This window comes from Pseudorhodoplanes sinuspersici (genome assembly GCF_002119765.1).
Classification (GTDB): domain Bacteria; phylum Pseudomonadota; class Alphaproteobacteria; order Rhizobiales; family Xanthobacteraceae; genus Pseudorhodoplanes; species Pseudorhodoplanes sinuspersici.
The window spans coordinates 5651349-5671630 of sequence record NZ_CP021112.1 but is presented as its reverse complement, the minus strand read 5'-3'; the positions used below and the strand labels follow the sequence as shown (position 1 = coordinate 5671630).

Here is a 20282-nt window from a genome sequence, read left to right as displayed (position 1 = left end):
TAGTTTTGGCTGGATGCGATGGCCCGAGAGGTAGCATCGTCGGAGCCGATGCGATGGCGAGCGCCAGTCTGTCATCCGATTACCGGCTGTCTCCCGGGGACAGGGTAAAAGTCACAGTGTTCAACGAAGCTGATCTCACGGGTGAGTTCCCAGTGAACGAATCCGGCAATGTCGCGTTTCCACTGGCGGGAGAGGTTTCCGCTTCTGGAAAATCCGTGCCTGAGTTCAAGGCCGAACTGACAAAGACGCTGCGGGGACGTTTCGTGAAGAATCCAAAAGTGTCGGTGGAGGTTGTGAACTACCGTCCGTTCAACGTGATCGGCGAAGTGCGTAATGCGGGACAGTTTGCATATCGACCGGGTCTTTCGATGCAAGACGCAGTGGCGATGGCTGGGGGTTATACATATCGTGCCAACACACGACTTCTTTATGTGCGGCGTGCCGAAGCTGGCGGGGAGAGCAGCATCAATCCTGATGAGCGCCCGGTGCCTGTGATGCCGGGCGACAATATTCGTGTTCCTGAACGCTACTTTTGAACAACCTGGGGACTTCCATGAGTAGCAAGCGTAAAGCCACAGACGAAGCGCGCTGATCTGCCGCTTCGAAATCCGCAATCGGTTCGCAAAGCTCTGAACCGCGAGCGGAATCCGATGAAAAATGAAATGTAGAACGCGGCAGGGCCGCGAACGATGGCGGCTGCCTGCGAAACATCGCGGGCGGATAAAAAGACAAAAGAACGCAATAGCGGCATCACGACCGGGGAAAGCGCAAGGCTGAGAGTGAACCTCGTCGCAATCACATGCGGCGCGGGATGGATGCTGAGGTGGAGTTTCCTGCTTGCGGATCGGGTGGATGTTGCTTTTCGGGACTGCAGTAACCAGCACGGCCGGTTTTGCCGATGAGGCATTGCCGGACTATGAGATGTCGCGGATTCCGGTGGGAGAGCGGGTTCACCCCGGCTATGAGCCCATTGGTTACCGCGTCGGCGGCGTGTTCTTTTATCCGCGCCTCCTTGCCGGGATGCGCTTTGATTCAAACGTTTTCGCCACGCCAACAAATGCGCAGTCCGACATCTACTTTGTGCTGTCGCCACAACTAACGGTCAAGTACGGCAGGGGAACGCCAGGAGCGGAGCTCAATCCGTCACGCTTTTCGTATCAGATTGACCTCGGCGCCGACATTTACCGCTTTCGGAAATTCGACAGTGAAAACCGTGTCGATGCGCGGGGGCGTATTACTACCAACTGGGACATCGCACCCGATCTGCAATTCGATACCGCCTTTGAGGCCGCCCGCCGGCATGAGGAGCGCGGAGATTCGTCGCAGCCGCAGAATGCTGCGAAGCCGGTTCCTTACAATGATCTGCGCGGCGAGGCGACGCTCACAAAGACCTGGGGCCGCTTTGGTGTGGCGTTGAACGCCGGCGTTCGCAATCTGACATATGAAGATGTCGATACCTTCGGCGGCGCCGTGCTCGATCAGACGCAGCGCGACGGGACAATCGTCTCAACTTACATCAAGCCGTTCTACGAATTCTCGCCCGGGTATCGCGCGTTTGCACGCTTGAGAGGGAATTGGCGTGAATATGCGGCCACAGGTACCCAGAACAGAAATTCAGACGGATACGAGGCGCGCGGCGGCGTCGAATTCGCGCTGACGCCGCTCATCTCCGGCAGCGTGGAAGCCGGATACATGTCGCAGACTTACGAGAACCCCTTGATCCTGCCGGTGGACGGCCTGTCGCTCAAGGGTGAACTGCTCTGGCTGGCGACGGCGCTGATTACGGTACGGGCGAATGCCGAGCGTGCCGTGGCCGAGACGATCACGCCGGGCTTCGGGCCGCGGCTCGACACGCTGTTCGGCGGTCAAATCGAATACGAGCTGCTGCGCAATGTGATCGTCAAGGCGGGAGGCTCCTTCAAGCAGGAGGATTTCCAGGACTCGCCGCGCAAGGATGACGTCACACGCTGGTCGGCCGGCATCGACTACACACTGAACAGGCATCTGAGCATCGGCGGTCGCTACGACTTCGTCAGCCGCGAGTCGACAATCCCGACCTATTCATTCGACAAACATGTGGTGATGTTCAATGTTACAGCGCAGTATTGAACTGCGAAATCCACTGGTGCCCGGCGCGCACGCCGATCCGCGCGGTCGTCGCGAGGCGGAGACCGACGCAATCGTCGATATTCTGCGTTGCCTGAAACGCAATGCCCGGATGATTGTGGCAGTTGCCCTGTCCGGTACTGCGATAGCGACCGCCGCGGTATTCAGCATCACGCCACAATACCAGGCGACATCCGCTGTTCTGGTCGATCCCCGCCAGACCAAGATTTTGCAGGACGCCGAGGTCGTTGGCCGGCCAGGCACGGATAACGGTGCAATCGAAAGCGAAGTGGAGCTGATTCAGTCGGACGCACTGGTGCGGAAGGTCGCGGAGAAGCTCAATCTAAAGGATGACGACGAGTTCGGCTCGTCCGGGGGAATTCTATCGGCCATCAAGTCCGTTATCTTGCTGCCCATTCGCCTGCTATCGAGCGGTGAATCATCGGGCGATCCGCTTTCCGGCGTTGTCGACAAGCTGCAGAAGGCAACAAGCGCCAAACGGCGGGGGCTGACATATGTCATCGAGCTGAACGCATGGTCGCGCGATGCTCAGAAATCCGCCGAGATCGCCAACGCTTTCGTCGAGCTTTATCTTGCCGAGCAGATTGCCGCGAAATCGGAGGCGACCTCGACCGCCAGCCGCTGGTTGAACGAGCGCGTCGATGAAATGCGGGTGCGGGTATCCGCATCGGAAAAGGCGCTCGAGACGTATAAGGCTGAGGCCGGTTTGTTCGACGGAGGGGCCGGTGAGAACCTGTCCAACCGGCAGCTCAGTCAGTTGAATGACCAACTGATCGATGCAAGAGCCAAGGCCGCCTCGGCGCAGTCCAAGTACGAACAACTGAAACAGGTAACGCCGGAGCGGCTGCGATCGGCTGCCGCGTCGCCTGACGTGTTGCAATCGTCCGTCGTTTCAAACTTGCGCGGGCAATATGCCGACGCGGCGCGGCAGCAGGCCGAGCGTGAAGCGCGCTATGGTCCGCAACATCCCATTGTTTCCACGGGGCGAGCCCAGGTCGCCGACCTTGAGCGGCAGATCACCGCCGAGATCAACCGCATCGTCACCAGCGCCAAGACAGAGTTCGAAATGGCGAAGGCCCGTCAGGAGTCGCTTGAAATCAGTCTTGAAGAGCTAAAGGACAAGGCCGCGCAATATAATCAGGCCGGCGTGCGGTTGCGTGAACTGGAGCGCGAGGTGCAGGCCAATCGCGATCTGTTTCAGTCCTTTCTGGCTCGTGCGAAGCAAACGTCAGAGCTCAGCCTGCAGATTGCGGATTCCCGCGTCGTATCGCCGGCCCGCGTGCCATCCAGCACGTCATATCCCCGCAAGGGCCTGATTATCGGACTGGGATTGTTCGGTAGTCTCGGACTTGGAATGGCGTTGGCCCTGGGGCGCGATGCCTTCGGACGCGGCTTCCGCCGCTCGGCCGATCTGGAACGTGAAATCGGGCTTCAATCTCTGGCATCCATTCCTTTGGTTGAGCTCCGGCCCGGTTCACGGAATTTAATGCTCCCTGGACGGAAGCCGCGTCAGCCAGAAATCGGTGTGCGCAGTGTCCCGAATAATGGCGAGGAGGTATTCGATCGCTTGCTCGCAGACTTTGCATTGAATCAGCCAGACTCATCCTTCTCCGAAAGTGTGCGGACGCTCTATCTCAGCCTCAAGCAGCAGGGGCTTCAACGTCGCATGGGTGTTGTGCTGATCACCTCCGCTCTCCCCGGCGAAGGAAAGTCAACGGTCGCGTTGAATCTTGCGAGAACAGCCGCGCAAACCGGCGAGGAAGTCTTGCTGGTCGATGGCGATCTGCGCCGTCCGGCGCTGGCCAAGGCAATGCATCTGCCAGGGGAAGGCGGACTGAATGATTTTCTGTCAGGCCACGCCGATCTGGCATCGGTCGTCAAGCAGGATGCGCCGACAAATCTCTATGCCATTGCCGGTCGGCAAGGCGTTCCCGGTGCGAAATCTATTGCTCTGCTGTCGTCATACCGCATGACCCAGCTCATCGATCATGCGCGCGATGTGTTCGATCTCGTTGTGATTGATGCGTCGCCACTGTTGCCCGTCGCCGATGCACGGATCCTGCTCGATCGAGCCGATGCGGTAGTAATGGTCGTGGCGTCTGAGCGGACTAGCCGGGATGCGGTCACTACGGTGTTTCGTGAGAATCCCGATCTCACCGAGAAAGTCGCGGGCGTGGTTCTGAATGGCGTTGTCGACGATTTCGAGCGCTATTACGGCGATCCAAAACGGACCTTTGCCGAAGTTAACAGCCAGATGGAGCGTCAAACGCATGAATAGTCGGCCGACTATCCAGGCGAGCAAGGCCGTTGCTTGTCCAGACGATTGCGAGGTTGTTGACTTTCCAGGGTCGCTTGACTGGTCGCGACGTCTTTCGGCGCGTGACTTCTGGAGAGCTGCGGCAACGAGCGACTCGAAGGCCCCGTATCTCGCATGGGATCGATTTTTCGCGCTCAATGCGCGGACAATTCCCATTATCGCAGCCATCGTGGATTTTATCGTTCTGACGGCAATCACTTTCGAAGCTGGCGCCATTTACCACTATTTCGTTTTCGATGCATTGCCGTCGCCTGCATTCTATTTTTCGGCAACGATCGGGATGGTCGCTTTGTTCGTTGTGCAATGCGGACTCGCCCGGGACTATTCAACCAAGAGTTTGAGGAATGCGAAGGAGCAGTTGCGGCTGGTATTCGGGCGATGGAACATCGCCTTTTCTGTCTTTGTCGTCGCTCTCTTTATGATCCAGGCGACCGACTTCTATTCCCGTGGCGCTATTGTTTCGCAATATGCGGTCGGCATTGCTGCGGCCGTCGTCCTTCGTCTGTTGCTGTCGCGATTTGTCGAGAGCGGCTTGCAGCGCGGCATCATTCGTGGCCGCAAGGTGATCATGATCGGCCGCAAGGAAATCCTGAATGATGTTCAGGCATCCTTGAATCGCGACAGTGCAGGGACGGAGGTCGTCGATATCATCGCGCTGGACCCAAATGATGCGCATGGCAAGCGCGTTGCGCTGCAGCGGGTCAAAGCCATCGCACGGCATATGCCGGTCGAAGACATTGTCATCGCGCTGCCCTGGCAGGATCATGCGCATATTCGCGAGTTCGTGGAGGGTCTGTCGACGATCCCCGCCACAGTTCATCTCGCGCCGGATCAGAGCTGGGTCTGGATTCGTGATCTCGTCCTCAATCGGGTCGGACGCGTACATACCCTGCGGCTTGCCCGTGCTCCGCTGACGTTGAAAGACCGCTGCCTTAAGCGGGCGTTCGATATCGCTATGGCCGGCACCTTGCTCGTATTGGCGGCGCCAATTTTGTTGCTGATCGGGGTCTGTATCAAATTGGATTCGGACGGGCCCGTTCTATTCCGGCAGCGCCGAAACGGATTCAACCAGCGCGAGTTTCGCGTTTTCAAATTCCGGACCATGACCACGATGGACGACGGCGACGTTATCCGCCAGGCGGAGCGCAACGACAGCAGGGTGACATCTGTCGGTCGTTTTCTCCGGCGTACCAACCTCGATGAAGTTCCTCAATTGCTGAATGTCTTGGCCGGCGACATGTCATTGGTGGGCCCCCGGCCGCATGCCGTCGCGCATGACAACGAGTATGAGGAGCGGATCAGACTTTATGCGAGCCGGCACAAGGTCAAACCGGGTATCACCGGTTGGGCGCAAGTGAACGGTCTGCGCGGCGAAACCGACACCGTCGACAAGATGATCCGGCGTGTCGAATACGATCTCTTCTATATCGATCACTGGTCGGTCATGTTCGATATCAAGATCATGCTGACCACCATTCTCTCGCCGAGATCATATCGCAATGCGTACTGAACAGGCTCATATCTTGCAGGACAGAAGCCCTCCAGGCACCGAAGAGAAGGATTGGTCCGTCTACGTGCCGGTTGCCGCGCGCGAACCGAAGCGCGGCATACTGCGTGCCGTCTGGCTCGCCATCCGCCGCCGGCTCATAGAGACGAGGCGGCGCTATCTCGTAAAAATCTGGCGGATGAATATCGATCCGACCGCGCACTTCTCCTTGCGCGTTGAATTCGATCGGACTCATCCATCCGGCGTGCATATCGGACCGGAAAGCTACGTCGCTTTTGGTGCGGTCATTCTCACGCATGACATGACGAGAGGCCTTTATGCCGACACCCGAATTGGGAAGCGGTGCTTTATCGGTGCGCACAGCATCCTGATGCCAGGTGTGACGGTTGGCGATGGATCGATCGTCGGTGCGGGCAGCGTTGTAACGCGAGATGTCCCTGCCGGGACAATCGTCGCAGGAAATCCAGCTCGCGTCGTACGAACGGGGATCAAGACGTATCGGTTCGGGTGTCTTTGGGATTGGGAGACGATGTCCCGGAACAACATACGCGATCCGTAGATCGCAACATCACTTCTGGGATCTGAACAGGCGGGGCGTGACAGTCGCAGACAGGCGTTTGTGACGATGGCGGAGCTATGCCGAAAGGAAGGTTGAATGCAGGAGGCAAACCGATGAGAGCAGATTTTTTGGGGATCCCTATCGATCTGCTGACGTTCGATGAGACCGTATCGACGGCTGTGGACGCCATGCTGATGCGCAAACCGACACAGCATGTGGCTGTGAACGTCGCAAAGCTTGTACGTGCACGGCACGATCCCGAGTTGCGTCGGGACGTGGTGGAGAGCCACATCATCGGTATCGACGGCATGGGCATCGTCTGGGGTGCGCGTGCGTTGGGAATATCTGTTCCGCACCGCGTGCCGGGCGTCGATCTCATGGAACGGCTATTGGAAGTCTGCGCCGCACATGATTTCCGGCCCTATCTGCTGGGTGCGCGAAAAAAAGTTCTCGAACGCGCAATCGTCAACTCTCTCTATCGCTGGCCCGGTCTGTCTTTCGCCGGATATCGCGATGGCTATTTCACGCCGGAAGAGGAAGAGAGCGTTGTCGAGGACATCCGGTTCGCGTCGCCTCATTGCCTTTTTATCGGCATGCCGACGCCGCAGAAGGAAAGGTTCCTGCACAAGTATCGCGATGTCCTGCAAGTGCCTTTCATCATGGGCGTCGGCGGCGGCATCGATGTCCTTGCGGGACACGTGAAGCGAGCGCCGGAAATCTTTCAGAAGACCGGTCTTGAATGGCTGTACCGGACCTATCAGGAGCCCCGGCGAATGTGGTGGCGATACGCAAGCACCAACGCGCAATTCGCCGGGCTGCTCGGGAAAGAAGTTATCGCGCGGGCATTGGGCCGGCGCGCCGGAATGAGCGAACAACGTGAGGGCAAGGCATGAATATTCTTGTGACCTTCGGGACGCGGCCCGAAGCCATCAAACTATTCCCGGTGATCCATGCTCTCAAGCGTGAACGGGATTTCAACGTCACGGTCTGTGTGACGGCACAGCATCGGGAGATGCTCGATCAGGTGCTCGATATCGCGGACATCGAGCCCGACCTCGACCTCGACATCATGCGGCCGAACCAGTCTCTGCCGGAAATGACCTCGCGGATCATTCGCGGCTTCGACGAGGTCCTGTCCGATGTCGCCCCTGATCGCGTCATGGTGCAGGGCGACACGACGACAGCGATGGCCGCTGCTTTGTCTGCATTCTATCGCAAGATCCCGGTTGATCACGTCGAGGCGGGATTGAGGTCCGGCGACATCTATTCGCCCTGGCCGGAGGAGGTGAACCGCAAAGTGGTCGGTTCGATCGCATCGCTGCATTTCGCGCCGACCGAACGAGCCGCGGAGTCCCTGATACGCGAGAATGTCCCCCGCGATCGGATATTCGTCACGGGCAACACAGTGATCGATGCGCTTCTGCAGACAAAGCAGCGGATTGAGGAACAGCCGGCCCTCCCAAGTTACGTCGACGACCAATTGCCTGACGAAGACGACAAGCGGCACCTCATCCTGGTTACGGCGCATCGTCGAGAAAATTTCGATGGCGGCATGGAGCGGATCGCTGCTGCGCTGCTGAAAATCGTGGAGCGTGAAGATGTTGTCGCCGTCTTCCCGGTGCATCCCAATCCGAATGTGATGGGGCCGATGCGGGCAATGCTTGGCAACCACCCGCGTATCCGGCTCTTGCCACCGCAGGATTACGTTCCGTTTGTCCGTCTGTTGTCTCGGTGTCATCTGGTGCTGACGGATTCTGGCGGCGTTCAGGAGGAAGCGCCGGCGTTAGGCAAGCCGGTGCTGGTCATGCGCGATACGACAGAGCGTCCCGAAGGTGTGGAGGCCGGAACGGCTCTGCTTGTCGGGACCGATCCATCATTGATCGCCGGAGAAGCGCTCCGGCTGTTGCAGGATCGGCAGCATTATCTGCGGATGAGCCGCGCTCATAATCCATTCGGCGATGGTCGTGCGAGCGAGCGCATCATCGACGTTCTTTCCAACGAGGTCCTGCCCGCGAATCGCAAGGAGCTGAAATATGCGGTATGAAGTGTCGTCCGTCTGTGTTCTCGGGCTTGGCTATATAGGTCTGCCGACTGCCGCCCTGATCGCAAGCAGAGGAATCAATGTTGTCGGCGTGGACATCAACCCGACGGTTGTTGCCACTGTCGGAGCCGGTAACATTCATATCGCGGAGGCCGATCTCGACGGCCTTGTGCAGAAATGCGTGATGTCCGGCCGGCTTCGGACGCGTAGCGTACCGGAACGGGCCGACGTCTTTTTGATCGCTGTGCCGACGCCGCTATCGGGAAACAAGAAGCCGGTCGTCGAATACGTCCACCAGGCCGTCCGCTCAATCGCCGATCATCTCACGCCGGGCAGTCTCGTGATCCTGGAATCGACCTGTCCCGTGGGCACGACAGAGCAGATCTGCGCCATCCTTGCGTCGCTGCGGCCTGATCTGACATTTCCCGATCCTGATCAACCAGATGCAGAAGCCGATGTCTGCATTGCCTATTGTCCTGAGCGGGTGCTGCCCGGCCGTATCCTCATTGAGCTCGTCCAGAATGATCGTTGCGTTGGCGGACTGACGCCGCGCTGCGCCAGCCGGGCGCGGCAATTCTACGAGCTGTTCGTGCGAGGCACCTGCGTGGAGACGCAGGCGCGCACCGCCGAAATGGTCAAGCTGACGGAAAATGCCTATCGCGATACCAACATCGCCTTCGCAAACGAGCTTTCGCTTATCTGTGATCGCGTCGATGTCGATGTCTGGGATGTTATCGAGATCGCCAATCGGCATCCGCGTGTGAAAATTCTGAACCCGGGGCCTGGTGTGGGTGGGCATTGTATTGCCGTCGACCCGTGGTTCATCGTCGATGCAGCGCCGCATGAGGCCCGGTTGATCCGCACCTCGCGGGAGGTCAACGACGGCAAGGCACATTACGTCACGCAACAGGTTGCGCAGATCATCGAGGATTATCCCGATCGCGAGGTGAGCTGTCTTGGCTTGACGTTCAAGGCCAATGTCGATGACTTGCGGGAAAGTCCGGCTCTCGAAATCGTCGAGAGTCTGGCTCAGACCTATGGCGACAAGATCTCAGTGGTCGACCCGTTCGTCGAGACGCTGCCGAAGACCCTGCAGCAGCATGGAGTAAGGCAAATCGATCTTGACGACGCCTTGTCAAAGGCGGGAATTCTGATCGTTCTCGTCGATCACGAGGCGTTCCGGCGTGTCGCATCGGATCAGCGCAATGGCGCGGTGGTTTACGATACGCGCGGCATCTGGCGTCGATGACGGCAACAGAAAATCCGGATCAATTTCCGATAGGACAGAATCGGAAGGGATTCTCTGGATGCGAATTCCTGATTCAAAATGCGGGCTGGCGAGGGAGGCCAGCCCGTATAACCCAACCTCTTTCTAACGAGTTGACCGTCTTCGATGCGCACCTCGGCGAGGTTGAGGTAAAGTCGCCTAGAGCTTTTCCGGCCTTGATGGAATCAAAGCCGGATCTTTAGCTTTTTGTTTTGACGTGTTTTCTTCACGCGAACCGGTACCCACTTCGCTCAAAGCCCTTTAGAGAGCCTTGCCACGATCTATCATGTCATGCCCTTTCCGGCGTACGCTTGCTCAGAAGCTCGAGCGTCTGACGGATATGGCGGATGGCTTCGCGGTCACCGGCCTGATGCAACGCCAGCAATTGATCGAGGATGATGCGCTCATCAAGGCCGGCTGACGACAAGGCCGTCACCGGATCAATCGGAGTTGCGCTAGCCTGCTGTACGCCTTCGTAGAAAAAGCCGATCGGCGCTTTTAGCGCCGCAGCGATCCGCGCCATCCGCGAGGAGCCGATACGATTGGTACCCTTCTCGTATTTCTGAACCTGCTGGAGCGTAACGCCGAGGTGTTCACCCAACGCTTCTTGGCTCATGCCAAGTTGCATGCGGCGGGTCCGCACATTCAGGCCGACTTTCTGGTCAACCAGGTCGGGGATTTTACTGCGATCGACTGTCTTTAATCCTCCATTTTCATGAACGGAGGCGTGACGGTGTCCGTCACTCGTCGTGGTCTGTGCCATCGCTCGCATCTCCTCGACCCGCATGGCTGCGGAGACGAAGATATAGTAGGCACATAATGCTGATGAACTAAACACATATTCTCGTTATTTTTATATCCAAATGAAAAGCGAGAAATTCACCGCTTAGATGGGAAGATGCAGACGTTGTTATTTTCACAATAAGTTTCTGTAAAAAGGCTTTACGAGCGGGTGCGCAATGTGGCGGTGCCGACCGCCATGAGTTTGACCGAGCGATTGTCGACCAACAGGGTTTCTTCACTAGTGCCGTGGGTTGGCATCAGCAAATCCAGCGTCCCAGCACGACCGAGCAGACGGTACACTGTGTGCGCGCCGCCGGCATCGTGATCGTAGACCTGTGCCTGGACGAGATCGCCCACGCGCGGCGTCACATCCTGTTCGAAAATCACGATATCGCCGGCACGAAAGCCGTCCTTTTCAAGCGCTTTGGTGCGCAGGATCTTCGGTGCGGCGTTTGGTTTGCCTTTCAGGAAGAGCTCGACCGTTGCGGCAACGCGCGCATCAACGCCGTCTTGCTTGTGATCAAACGGGGTAGCGTCTTCTTCGCCAAATCCGGTACCAAAACCGCCGGTTACGTCTGCCGAGGGCTGTATGCCGGTCACTTCGGCAATGGTGCGGATGGTCAGCGCATCGAGCACCTTGCCCGGCGTTTTCAGGAACTCCGTCAGCGTCGTGTGGTTGAGCCCGCCATCTGTTGCAATTCTGGATGCGGGCCGACGCTGCGGGTCTTGTGCAATCGCACGCTCCACATAGCGACGCTGAGCCTCCGACAACTCCGCCTTCGCCTGCGTTTTCGGGGTGATCCTGGGACGTTTGAGCATAACCGCCTTGCTGTGCGACCGCACACGCATGGATTGGTAGGCTCATCGCTTTCGTGTGTGGAAATATTCTGAACACTTCGTTTTGTGATGAAAATCACTTTGATGTTGTTAAAACAACATTAACAGAGTTTGAACCATTAACTGGCCATCCGGCGGCCTTCGGGCGCCGGATGAGCCGGGTCGGCGGCGGCGTTCCGCGCGAGAAGATCCGAATAGACTTCTGCGATGCGATGACGCCGGAGATGATCGAATGTTCGGTTCCGGTGCAGATGCCCAATGTTGATCTTGAGAGATTGTTCGCGTTCGATCAAGAAACGCATGCCGCGCGCGACATCCTCAACAGAGGTAGGATCGGCGCGATAACCAACATCGAGGCCATCGAACAGACCGTCGACGCCGCGATTTTGCGACCAGACAATCGGCAGGCCTGCGAGCAATGCCTCGACATGCACCATCCCATAGGTCTCGCGGTGCGGCGCCATGACAAAGCCGGTATAGCCATTCAGCACATGTTGGACCTTGTCATGGGGCAGGGCGCCCATCACTCGAACGGTCGAGGACGCATTGTTTCGCCTCACGATAGCTTCAACCGCTCGTATCGACTTTGCTTTGCCCGTGCCGAACACATCAATCGTGAGATCGGGTCTTTCGCGCCTCGCCAATACTCCCGCCTTGACGAGTTGCTCGAAGCCTTTGCGCTTCCATGAATCGAGGTGAAACAGGCTGACGAGTTTCGGTGCGCCAGTCACAGTGGGGGAAAGGACGGCATCCGCGGCCGTCATGACCGGCAAAAGATTGATTTTGTCATCGGTGATTTGAAGAGCCTTCCGGAAATATTCGCCTGTCCAGGGTGCTGCCGGGAGCAGAGCCTGTGCGGCGCCGGCAACAGCCCGATAGCGCGATCGCAATCCACGCTTGACCTCGAAAATCCTGATGTCGGTATCGCCCCACAGGCTGCAGATGAAAGGGCATTGCTGAATGCGTGCGACTTCCACAGCCACAAGGCCTTCGACCGAAAACTTGTGAGCGTGAATGAGATCGGGGCGTATGCCGCGCTCCGCCAGATCGCGCTGGATCGATGCTGCAACGGGGCGGAGAAATCTCTCCAGGCCGATGCCGTAAGGCGGCGCACCATAGGCGATGGCCGTATGATCGTCATCGAAGCGCGAGAAGATGACGCCAGGCTTATGCGTCCGGTTCATGGAATAGACGATGTGGCGGAAGCCAGGCGTCGCCGCGAGCAAATTGGCCACAGCCTTGGTTTTTCCCGGAACGATCGGATCAGGAAAATCGGCGCTGATATGAATAATGGTCTTCATAGGCCCTCGTTGTCGCCGGCAATGAGACGGCGATGCCAAACGCAAGAGTACAGATATTGGCGAGCGTCGTGAAACCGCTGGATTCCGTAATGCCGTTGAGCAGGACGAACGCCAGCATGCCGAAGGCGATGCGGTCGCGGTACACGATGGCACGGAGTGCGACACCGGCCATTGTCAGCACGAATAAGGCAACGCCGATCCAGCCCGTCGTCAGCAGGAGTTGCAGCATCACATTATGGGCGTGTGATGTTGCAAATCCGACCTCACTGGCGTGTTGCGGCAAGACAAAGACGGAGCTGGCATAGCCGTAGCCCATCAGCGGCTGGGCTTCGACGAGCTTCAATACCGCATACCAGATTTCCGTGCGGCCGGTGAACGAGGTGACTTCACCGACATCGCCGCTCCGTGAAACGGCCTTTAACAGGAATTCCTGTCCGAACGGGATCAGGGCCGCAAACAGGAGCAGCGCGACCGAAACAACGAACAGGCCGGCATAGAGGCGCTTCCAGGTAAAAACATAGACCGAAAGGAGGATCAGTATAACCATCACGAGCGGTGATCGGGAGTTGGTCATGAGCAGCGCCGCGCCGCATAGCAGGACCGATGCAGGCACAAACAGCCGGTTCATGCGGTGAAATTCGCGGGCATAGAGCCCGGTCACCACCAGGCCGAAAGCTGCAACCAGGGCCATGTTGTTGGCGCTGCCTGAGATGCCAGAAAGCCGGGGGCTGACAAACCGCTCTTCGTTGACCCAATAAACATAATGGCCGAATTCAGGGATGGCGAAATAAACCACGATCGAGACGGCACAGAAGAGCATAATGGAAAGAACGATGGTGGCGAAGGCCTCTTCTGCCTTAAAAGCCACAAAGACGTAAGCTGAGAAGACGACGCCTGCAAAGACAGTGAAGGCGCACACAAGCGTGTAAGTTGGGTTTGGCGAAACCAGCGCCGTGAGGAAAAGCCAGATCAAAAACAGAAAGCAGGGGAGGTTGACCGGATTGCGCAGCATCTCGATCCAACGGCGCGCATGGATCAAGGCAACTGTCGCAACGGTGATCCATAGCACAATTTTGATGATCACCTGAAAATCGACGTCCTTGTCCTGATAATCGCGGATTCGAAACACCGCATGCATCAGGAATGCCGTCAGAAAGAGATGAAGGAGCGTCGCGAATCTGTTGCCATTCATGACACCCCAAAGCAACGCGCTGCCGCCAACCACAATCGGCAGGGCCGCGATTGCGATCAGGCTCGACGGGTCGAATAGCGCCAACCCGGCCGCGACCGTCATGGCGATAACGGCCGAAAGGACAAGGATGTGGTTGCCGGTCAGCGTCATTTGGTGGTCCGCACCAGGCGGATCGTGGTGCCGACCACGGCCAGAAGCCATCCGGCGGCGCAGGCAGCGATCGCGCCAGTCTCAAAATAGTAGATGGACAGAGGAATGCTCAGGCCGAAGGCAAGCACGGATGCGAGGCCGCGCAACAGAAAGTAATGGCGGAAATCCCGTCGGGCATAGACCAGTGATTCCAGCGGCATCGCCAGGCCCATAAGGACATAGACCGGTAACCAGGCGATCAGCGCGCCGCCAACGCCGGAGAATTTTGATCCATAGGCTAGCGCCACAAGCTGATTGGCAAACAGGCCCGCGGTGACGCAGTAGACAAGGCTGATGACGGCGTAGAACGCGGCACAGTTCAGTGTAAAAATGAGAGTGTCGCGCGTGCCGGGATGACGAGCGACTTTTGCGAAGACCGATTTGTCGGCGATATCCAGCCCGCGCATGATGATTTGCAGCGGCTGCATCAGGCTGCGCGTGGCGACGAATATTGCGGCGTGGATCGGCGCAGCCATCGCGCCAAGCAACAGCAGCGGCAAATGGTTGTATCCGCTATAAGTCAGTGTGGCAGCCGCCGACCAGCCGCCATAGCGCAAAAGGTCGTGGCGAAGGAGCTGCTTCCCGCGAGACCACGCAGGAATCCCTACCGTCATCATGAGAGCAAGCGCGTGCAACAGCATGGCGCTGCCCAACACGACGAGCAACGTTTCGTAACCGATCAGATGCAGCAGAGCTGCTCCAGCCAAGACTAATGAGATCAACCCGTACCAGGCGGCGCTGAGTAGCAGAAATCCCGCTCGACCGGTCTTGATCAGAAAGGCCCGGGAGAATTCAAGCTGCAGATAAACAACAAGGCTGACGGCGCTGGCAAGTATGATCAGATGGCCGTATCGCGGCAGTGGTACGAATAACGTGCCAACGACAACAGCTAGGCCAACCGCCAGCACGGCCAACAGAAGAATGTATTGTTCCGCAAGGATGGCCCGGTGCCGGCGCGCGACCCGGGTGTCCGGCTGCAGTGCAAGCGGAATGGTCACGGTATGCCGCTGCAGTCCTTGCACCATCAGGCCGATCGACAATCCAATGCCGAACGACGCAAATTCCTCTGCGGAAAAAGCGCGGCCGATGGCGAGAGTCAGAGCGAAGTTGGTCAATGAGACAACGATCTGATCGCCGATGGCCGCAACTTTCGTAACGGAGAAGCGTGATCGCCGCGTGTTGTCTGGCGCGGCCATCGGCACTTCATTCACCGTTGCACTCATTGACACCCTTTTTCGCTATTACGTCCACTCAGGGCAGTTGGGCAGGCTCGGCCGGCTTTCGGCACAAGAAAATCTTCTCGCCTCTCATCAACCCGTACCGGGATACGAACGGTTCAACAGCGGTAAATTCATCTACCATGAAGCCGGGTGATGCGAGGCGTTGCCGTGCGTCATTGCCGAAGAAACGTACATGGTCATGTTGGCCAAAATGCAGGAGCTGGTTCTCGGGACCGGTTTTTTCGACATTCTCATAGGTTTCCTGCCAGCCCTCGATGATCGGAAACATGGCAATCAAAAGCCCGTTTGGCTTGGTCACACGATAGAGTTCCGATATCGCCGCACGATCGTCGACATGTTCCAGGACATGCAGGCAGATCACGACATCGAATGAGTTGTCCTCGATGGTGAGAGCTTCGATGTTCTCCTTGCGGTCGACACCCTCAGCAAACAGATCGGCGGTAACATAGGATTTCGGTGCGCGCTGCGTCACCATCTTCCGGACGCCAGGCTCTGGTGCGAAGTGGAGAATGGTTTTGCCAGTGAAGAAGTCCTTCTGCTGATCGGCGATGTACAATAGCCGATGACGCTCAAGCGATCCGCATTGCGGACAGTAAACATCGCAAACGTAGGGGTAGCCGTAGCCGAGGAACTTTCCGTGGTAGTTACAGAGTGGACATTCTCGCGGGAACTTTCCAAAGGCATATCTTACCGACCGCGATAGGAATTTCAGCGAGCGAATATACGTTCGCAGCATCAATGTTCTCCAGTGATAATGTTGAGATCTGCAAGGTAGTTTAATCCTTTTGAACATCTGGAACTTGCGTGGCGAAAGTACGTCAAAGATCGTCAGATAAAATGACAGAGAAGATTGGCGGTAAGTTTGGACCATCGATGTTTATTGCAGCGTGACATCAAGCGGTCGAAGTTATCGTTCAACCTCGAAGAATACGGATCACCTCGCCAAGTACGGATCACCTCGCTAAGGGAGTAGGTATTCATTGCAGGTTATCTCGCGATCAAAACCTGTTCGTCGCTTCGCTTATGAAGTGGTACGGGCTCCGCTGGCTCTGGCCGTTCTCTTTCTGATGATTCAGGTAAATTGTGCTGCGGCATTCGAAATGCGGCGAGCCATCAATGTCGCGCAATGGTTCACGTGGCCGCGCTATGAGCGTCCACCGAGCACGGGCATTGCCTGGCCGCCGTATAAAGAGACACCGAAGCCTCCGGACTTGAGCGAACTCAAGCGGTTAAAGCAGACGGGTTTCGATACGGTTCGTCTGCCGGTCGACCCGGCGCCATTTTTTGTTTTCGAGGGCGAGCAACAGCAATTCGTCTACAAAAGACTGTTCGATGCCATCGATCGAATCCAGTCTGCCGGGATGAACGTCATTGTCGATCTTCATCCCAACAGCCGGCACCCCGTCTGGGGGCAGCATGCGATGATCAAAGGTGTCGGCACCCCGGCATTCGACAAATTTTCCGATCTTATCGAAGACATGGCTCGCCGTTTGTCGTCTCGACACCAAAACGTGGCACTGGAACTCATCAACGAGCCGCGGCTCAAGTGCAAAGGCGATGATCAGGCAAAGTGGGATGCACTGGCGAAAACGCTTGTCGATCGCGCCAGAAAAGGCTCGCCCGATCTGACGCTCGTCCTCACGGGTGCGTGCGTTTCGTCGTTCGAGGGATTGCTCGCGCTCGACCCGAAAAAATTTGGTGACGACAAAATCATCTATACGTTCCACTTCTACGATCCTTTCAGCTTCACGCATCAAGGGGCGCAATTCATCCCCTGGCCCGATAAATATCTCGACGAAGTACCGTGGCCTGCAAGCGCGCGGCCGATGGAGCAGCCGCTCGCGAAAACGCTGCAACGCGTGGCGGAGGCCAAGATCGATACATTGGACCGCGACAAGGCATCGGTCGGTGCGCAGGCCAATCTCAAAAAATTCTATGCCAGCAAGGCGGATCGCGAATTCATTCGTGATCGCTTCGCGCGCGTCTCGGAATGGGCCAGGGAAAATGGTGTCGATCCGGCTCGCATTTTTATCGGAGAGTTTGGCGTCCTTAAAAAACGCCCGGGTCTGGCCGGCGCGCTGTGCGAGGATCGGGATCGGTGGCTGAAAGACGTTCGGGTGACAGCGGAGGAGTTTGGATTCACCTGGGCCTATTTCAACTATGATGGCCCCTTTGCGCTGCTCGTTGATGAGAAGAAGCGCAATTTTGACCCATCGATCCTTGCAGCTTTGGGATTGGGTAAAGAAACGAAGGCCTGTCGAGATTAAACTGGCAGTCAGTTCATAGCCCGCGCAAGCATCAAGCTTCGCCCGTTATCGCTGTGGAACCGTGGCTATTGCGCTCGGATCGGATGGTGAGATAGTAACGCCATTCGCGATCGCGCAACTTCACATGGTGCAAGATGAAACTGCCGCTGACCGGTGGCTGCCAATGCGGGGAGCTCCGTTACGAGGTGCGGGCCGAGCCGCTTTCGGTCTATCTTTGTCACTGTACAGAGTGTCAGAAGCAATCATCGAGTGCCTTCGGCATGTCGGTGATGATCCCGCGCGCGGCGTTCGTGTATACGAAAGGAACGCCGCGGACATGGGAGCGGATAGCCGACAGCGGCCGCATCATCGACGCTGATTTCTGTGAAGTTTGCGGCGTGCGGCCGGTGCACCATCCACGCGCCAACGACAAGGTGTCGATCCTGAAACCGGGTACGCTCGACGACACGAGCTGGCTCAATCCGGTCGGGCATATCTGGACCAAGAGCGCGCAGCCGTGGGTACCGATCCCGGAAGACAGCATTATTCATGAGGGGCACCCGCCTGATCTCGTGCCGCTGATCGAGGCGTGGCAACGTCATCGGCAGGCAATATAGATAGTCTGGGGCTGACTCAGCTCACGACGAGCGCCAGCGCGCGCACGGGGCTGCCGCTGCCGTTCAGGATTTTCAGTGGTGCGGCGATGATGACTGCGCCGGTTGGCGGCAGCAGATCGAGATTGCATAGGCACTGAAGACCGAGGCGGCCATTGCCATGCATGATCGAATGACATGGATAGGGCGGGCGGAAATTGGCCGCCTGTCCGGCATCAGTGCCGATCGTTTCCGATCCGAAGCCGATGACCTGTCGTTCGTGGACGAGAAAATCAACGGCGGAAACATCCGGCCCCGGCGAATGCTGCCCGGCAGCGTCGAAGTTCTGGTAGGCGACGGGGTCAGTGCGCTTCGACCAGTCGGTGCGCATCAGCAGCCACGAGCCCGCAGGAATGCGGCCGTGCTCTTTTTCCCAAAGCTTCAGCCGGTCCACGGTCAGGAGAAAGTCGGCATCCTGCTTTGCTTCAGCCGAGCAATCCACGACACAGGCCGGCGCCACGAATGTTTGCGGGGGAAGCGAATCCGTCGTGCTGTTCGGCAGATCGCGGCCGGTGATCCAGTGGATCGGGGCATCAAAATGCGTTCCGGTATGCTCACCGAAGGAAATGTTGTTCCAGTACCAGCCGGGGCCGCGTTCATCGTAATGCGAGATCTCTTCCATTCGAAAAGGTGCGCATTGGTCGAATTCCGGCGGCAGCACAATCTGCGGAAAGCGTGGCGATAGCGTTTGCGTCAGGTCGACAACGCGCAGGTGCTGCGTTTTCAGCGCCCGCGTCATCTCGCGCAGAATATCGGACGGCGTCTCGGTCGCGCTCATTGATCCCACATTTCCCGCTCGAGCGCCTTGGCATTCTGCCGCCACTTGCTGAACAGGTCCTGCGCCACATCGCCTGGATAGATATCCTCGACACCATCCTGCAGGGCTTTCACCACAGCTTTGGCTAACGCCGAGGGGGCAAGCTTTGGCGGTGGCACGCGCTGCGTCCATTCGTCATCGATAGGCCCCGGAAACACATTCACAACCCGGATACCGGCATGCCGCATCTCTGCGCGCAAGGTTTGGGAGAGCGATAGCGCGGCCGCTTTCGATGCTGAAAATGTGCCCTGCGACGGTAGCGAAGACAGCGCATAGATCGACAGAACATTGACCCACGCGGTTGCGGGTACGCTGCTGTCCGCCGCACGCGCGCGCATGGCCGGGCCGAAGCTTTGGGCAAGCCGCATCAGCCCGAGATAATTGATCTCCATTTCCGCGCGCGCGGTCTCGGTGCCCGGCCGGTCGGCAATGCCGGTGCTGCGATGAAACTCAGCATTGTTGATCAGGATATCGACCTTGGCGCCGATCGATGCCGCAAGATCTTGCACCGAGCGGCTGTCTGTCAGTTCGAGCGGCACCACGGCCACATTGGGCAGTTTCGTGAGAGCGTCAAAGCCCGGCGGCTGTTTCCAGGGCTCGGCGACGCCGGCCCAGATCATGTCGGCGCCGGCATCCGACAACGCTTTGCACAAGGCCTGACCTGTCGCGCTCTTGGCGTCGGTGACGAGGACTTTCCTGAATTTCGGATCGGAGGTCATCTCACGCAGCATCCTGTCATCGGCCATGTTCGGGGTGTCGGTCGCGGGCAGAGCAATCAGAACAGCCCGTCCGCTCTTGTCGAGATGCGCGCGCACACGCACGGGCGCTGTCGCTTTCGGGCAATCGCCGTGCAGATGCGCGAGTACGGTAATGTCTTCTTTCAGGCGCACGAGCCCCAGCCGTAGCGGCACAAGCTGCCGGTAGTACAATTCGTTGCTGTGATGCAGCAGCGTATCGGAAATCAGCTCGCCGCGGCCGTCGATCGGCTTCCACTCCAACCGTATCGACAGACATCTTGTGCATGCATCGCGCGGCGGATACTGGATCTGGCCGCAATCGTGACAATGCTGCAGTTCGAAGCGGCCTTCCGCAACCGCGGCCGTCATCTGCAAAGCGGCTCTGCTGCGGGCGCCGGGCGGCAGCGTCGGCAGCCGTAACGGCATGATCGGATTGCGTTTTTGCGGGCGTTTGAGGGCGTCGGTCAT

General features: G+C 57.9%; 18 protein-coding genes. 10 read left to right on the top strand and 8 right to left on the bottom strand.

What is annotated here, in order from left to right:
• The first annotated feature begins 53 nt into the window (after positions 1–53).
• The 8 genes from CAK95_RS27515 (at position 54) to wecC (ending at position 9800) form a co-directional block, all read left to right on the top strand.
• Entirely contained in the window at positions 54–536 is a 483-nt protein-coding gene (locus CAK95_RS27515) for a polysaccharide biosynthesis/export family protein (protein WP_183044191.1), read from the top strand.
• Between the two features lie 316 nt (positions 537–852).
• Positions 853–2109, top strand: coding sequence for an outer membrane beta-barrel protein (locus tag CAK95_RS27510; protein WP_086090862.1), 1257 nt, complete (start codon positions 853–855; stop codon positions 2107–2109).
• The gene (locus CAK95_RS27505) at positions 2090–4405 is read left to right on the top strand and encodes a GumC family protein (protein WP_086090861.1); all 2316 of its coding nucleotides are present in this window, start codon (positions 2090–2092) and stop codon (positions 4403–4405) included. Before CAK95_RS27510 ends, CAK95_RS27505 begins: the two co-directional genes overlap by 20 nt.
• Entirely contained in the window at positions 4398–5954 is a 1557-nt protein-coding gene (locus CAK95_RS27500; protein WP_157699769.1) for an undecaprenyl-phosphate glucose phosphotransferase, read from the top strand. The genes CAK95_RS27505 and CAK95_RS27500 overlap by 8 nt, the downstream gene beginning before the upstream one ends.
• Before the next feature lie 13 nt (positions 5955–5967).
• The gene (locus CAK95_RS30255) at positions 5968–6510 is read left to right on the top strand and encodes an acyltransferase (RefSeq protein ID WP_280949838.1); all 543 of its coding nucleotides are present in this window, start codon (positions 5968–5970) and stop codon (positions 6508–6510) included.
• A 113-nt stretch (positions 6511–6623) separates the two neighbouring features.
• Positions 6624–7403, top strand: coding sequence for a WecB/TagA/CpsF family glycosyltransferase (locus CAK95_RS27490; RefSeq protein WP_086090858.1), 780 nt, complete (start codon positions 6624–6626; stop codon positions 7401–7403).
• Positions 7400–8554, top strand: coding sequence for a non-hydrolyzing UDP-N-acetylglucosamine 2-epimerase (gene wecB, locus CAK95_RS27485; RefSeq protein WP_086090857.1), 1155 nt, complete (start codon positions 7400–7402; stop codon positions 8552–8554). Before CAK95_RS27490 ends, wecB begins: the two co-directional genes overlap by 4 nt.
• Positions 8544–9800 carry a UDP-N-acetyl-D-mannosamine dehydrogenase gene (gene wecC, locus CAK95_RS27480; protein ID WP_086090856.1) on the top strand — a complete coding sequence of 419 codons (1257 nt, stop codon included), beginning with the start codon at positions 8544–8546 and terminating at the stop codon, positions 9798–9800. The genes wecB and wecC overlap by 11 nt, the downstream gene beginning before the upstream one ends.
• A gap of 307 nt (positions 9801–10107) precedes the next feature.
• On the opposite strand, the gene CAK95_RS27475 is transcribed toward wecC, so the two are convergent.
• From CAK95_RS27475 to CAK95_RS27450, 6 genes are all read right to left on the bottom strand, one after another.
• Positions 10108–10581, bottom strand: a complete 474-nt coding sequence (locus tag CAK95_RS27475) for a helix-turn-helix domain-containing protein (protein WP_086090855.1) — start codon at positions 10579–10581, stop codon at positions 10108–10110.
• Between the two features lie 179 nt (positions 10582–10760).
• Positions 10761–11420 (bottom strand): S24 family peptidase, encoded by a 660-nt coding sequence (locus CAK95_RS27470; RefSeq protein ID WP_147413580.1) that lies wholly within the window; start codon positions 11418–11420, stop codon positions 10761–10763.
• Positions 11421–11557: 137 nt separating this feature from the next.
• On the bottom strand, positions 11558–12739 hold the full coding sequence (locus CAK95_RS27465; protein WP_086090853.1) for a glycosyltransferase: 1182 nt from the start codon (positions 12737–12739) through the stop codon (positions 11558–11560).
• Positions 12702–14081, bottom strand: coding sequence for an O-antigen ligase family protein (locus CAK95_RS27460; RefSeq protein ID WP_157699768.1), 1380 nt, complete (start codon positions 14079–14081; stop codon positions 12702–12704). Before CAK95_RS27460 ends, CAK95_RS27465 begins: the two co-directional genes overlap by 38 nt.
• Positions 14078–15343 (bottom strand): MATE family efflux transporter, encoded by a 1266-nt coding sequence (locus tag CAK95_RS27455; protein WP_086090851.1) that lies wholly within the window; start codon positions 15341–15343, stop codon positions 14078–14080. Before CAK95_RS27455 ends, CAK95_RS27460 begins: the two co-directional genes overlap by 4 nt.
• 28 nt (positions 15344–15371) lie before the next feature.
• Positions 15372–16097, bottom strand: coding sequence for a class I SAM-dependent methyltransferase (locus CAK95_RS27450; RefSeq protein ID WP_157699767.1), 726 nt, complete (start codon positions 16095–16097; stop codon positions 15372–15374).
• A 331-nt stretch (positions 16098–16428) separates the two neighbouring features.
• Between CAK95_RS27450 and CAK95_RS27445 the strand changes: the two genes are divergently transcribed.
• Both CAK95_RS27445 and CAK95_RS27440 read left to right on the top strand, forming a co-directional pair.
• Positions 16429–17628 carry a cellulase family glycosylhydrolase gene (locus tag CAK95_RS27445; protein WP_147413578.1) on the top strand — a complete coding sequence of 400 codons (1200 nt, stop codon included), beginning with the start codon at positions 16429–16431 and terminating at the stop codon, positions 17626–17628.
• A gap of 134 nt (positions 17629–17762) precedes the next feature.
• Complete coding sequence (locus CAK95_RS27440) at positions 17763–18224, top strand: GFA family protein (protein WP_086090848.1); 462 nt, start codon at positions 17763–17765, stop codon at positions 18222–18224.
• A gap of 16 nt (positions 18225–18240) precedes the next feature.
• Here CAK95_RS27440 and CAK95_RS27435 read toward each other — a convergent pair whose 3' ends face one another.
• Together CAK95_RS27435 and CAK95_RS27430 are read right to left on the bottom strand one after the other, a co-directional pair.
• Positions 18241–19038, bottom strand: coding sequence for a cyclase family protein (locus tag CAK95_RS27435; protein WP_086090847.1), 798 nt, complete (start codon positions 19036–19038; stop codon positions 18241–18243).
• Positions 19035–20282 carry an SDR family NAD(P)-dependent oxidoreductase gene (locus CAK95_RS27430; protein WP_086090846.1) on the bottom strand — a complete coding sequence of 416 codons (1248 nt, stop codon included), beginning with the start codon at positions 20280–20282 and terminating at the stop codon, positions 19035–19037. The genes CAK95_RS27435 and CAK95_RS27430 overlap by 4 nt, the downstream gene beginning before the upstream one ends.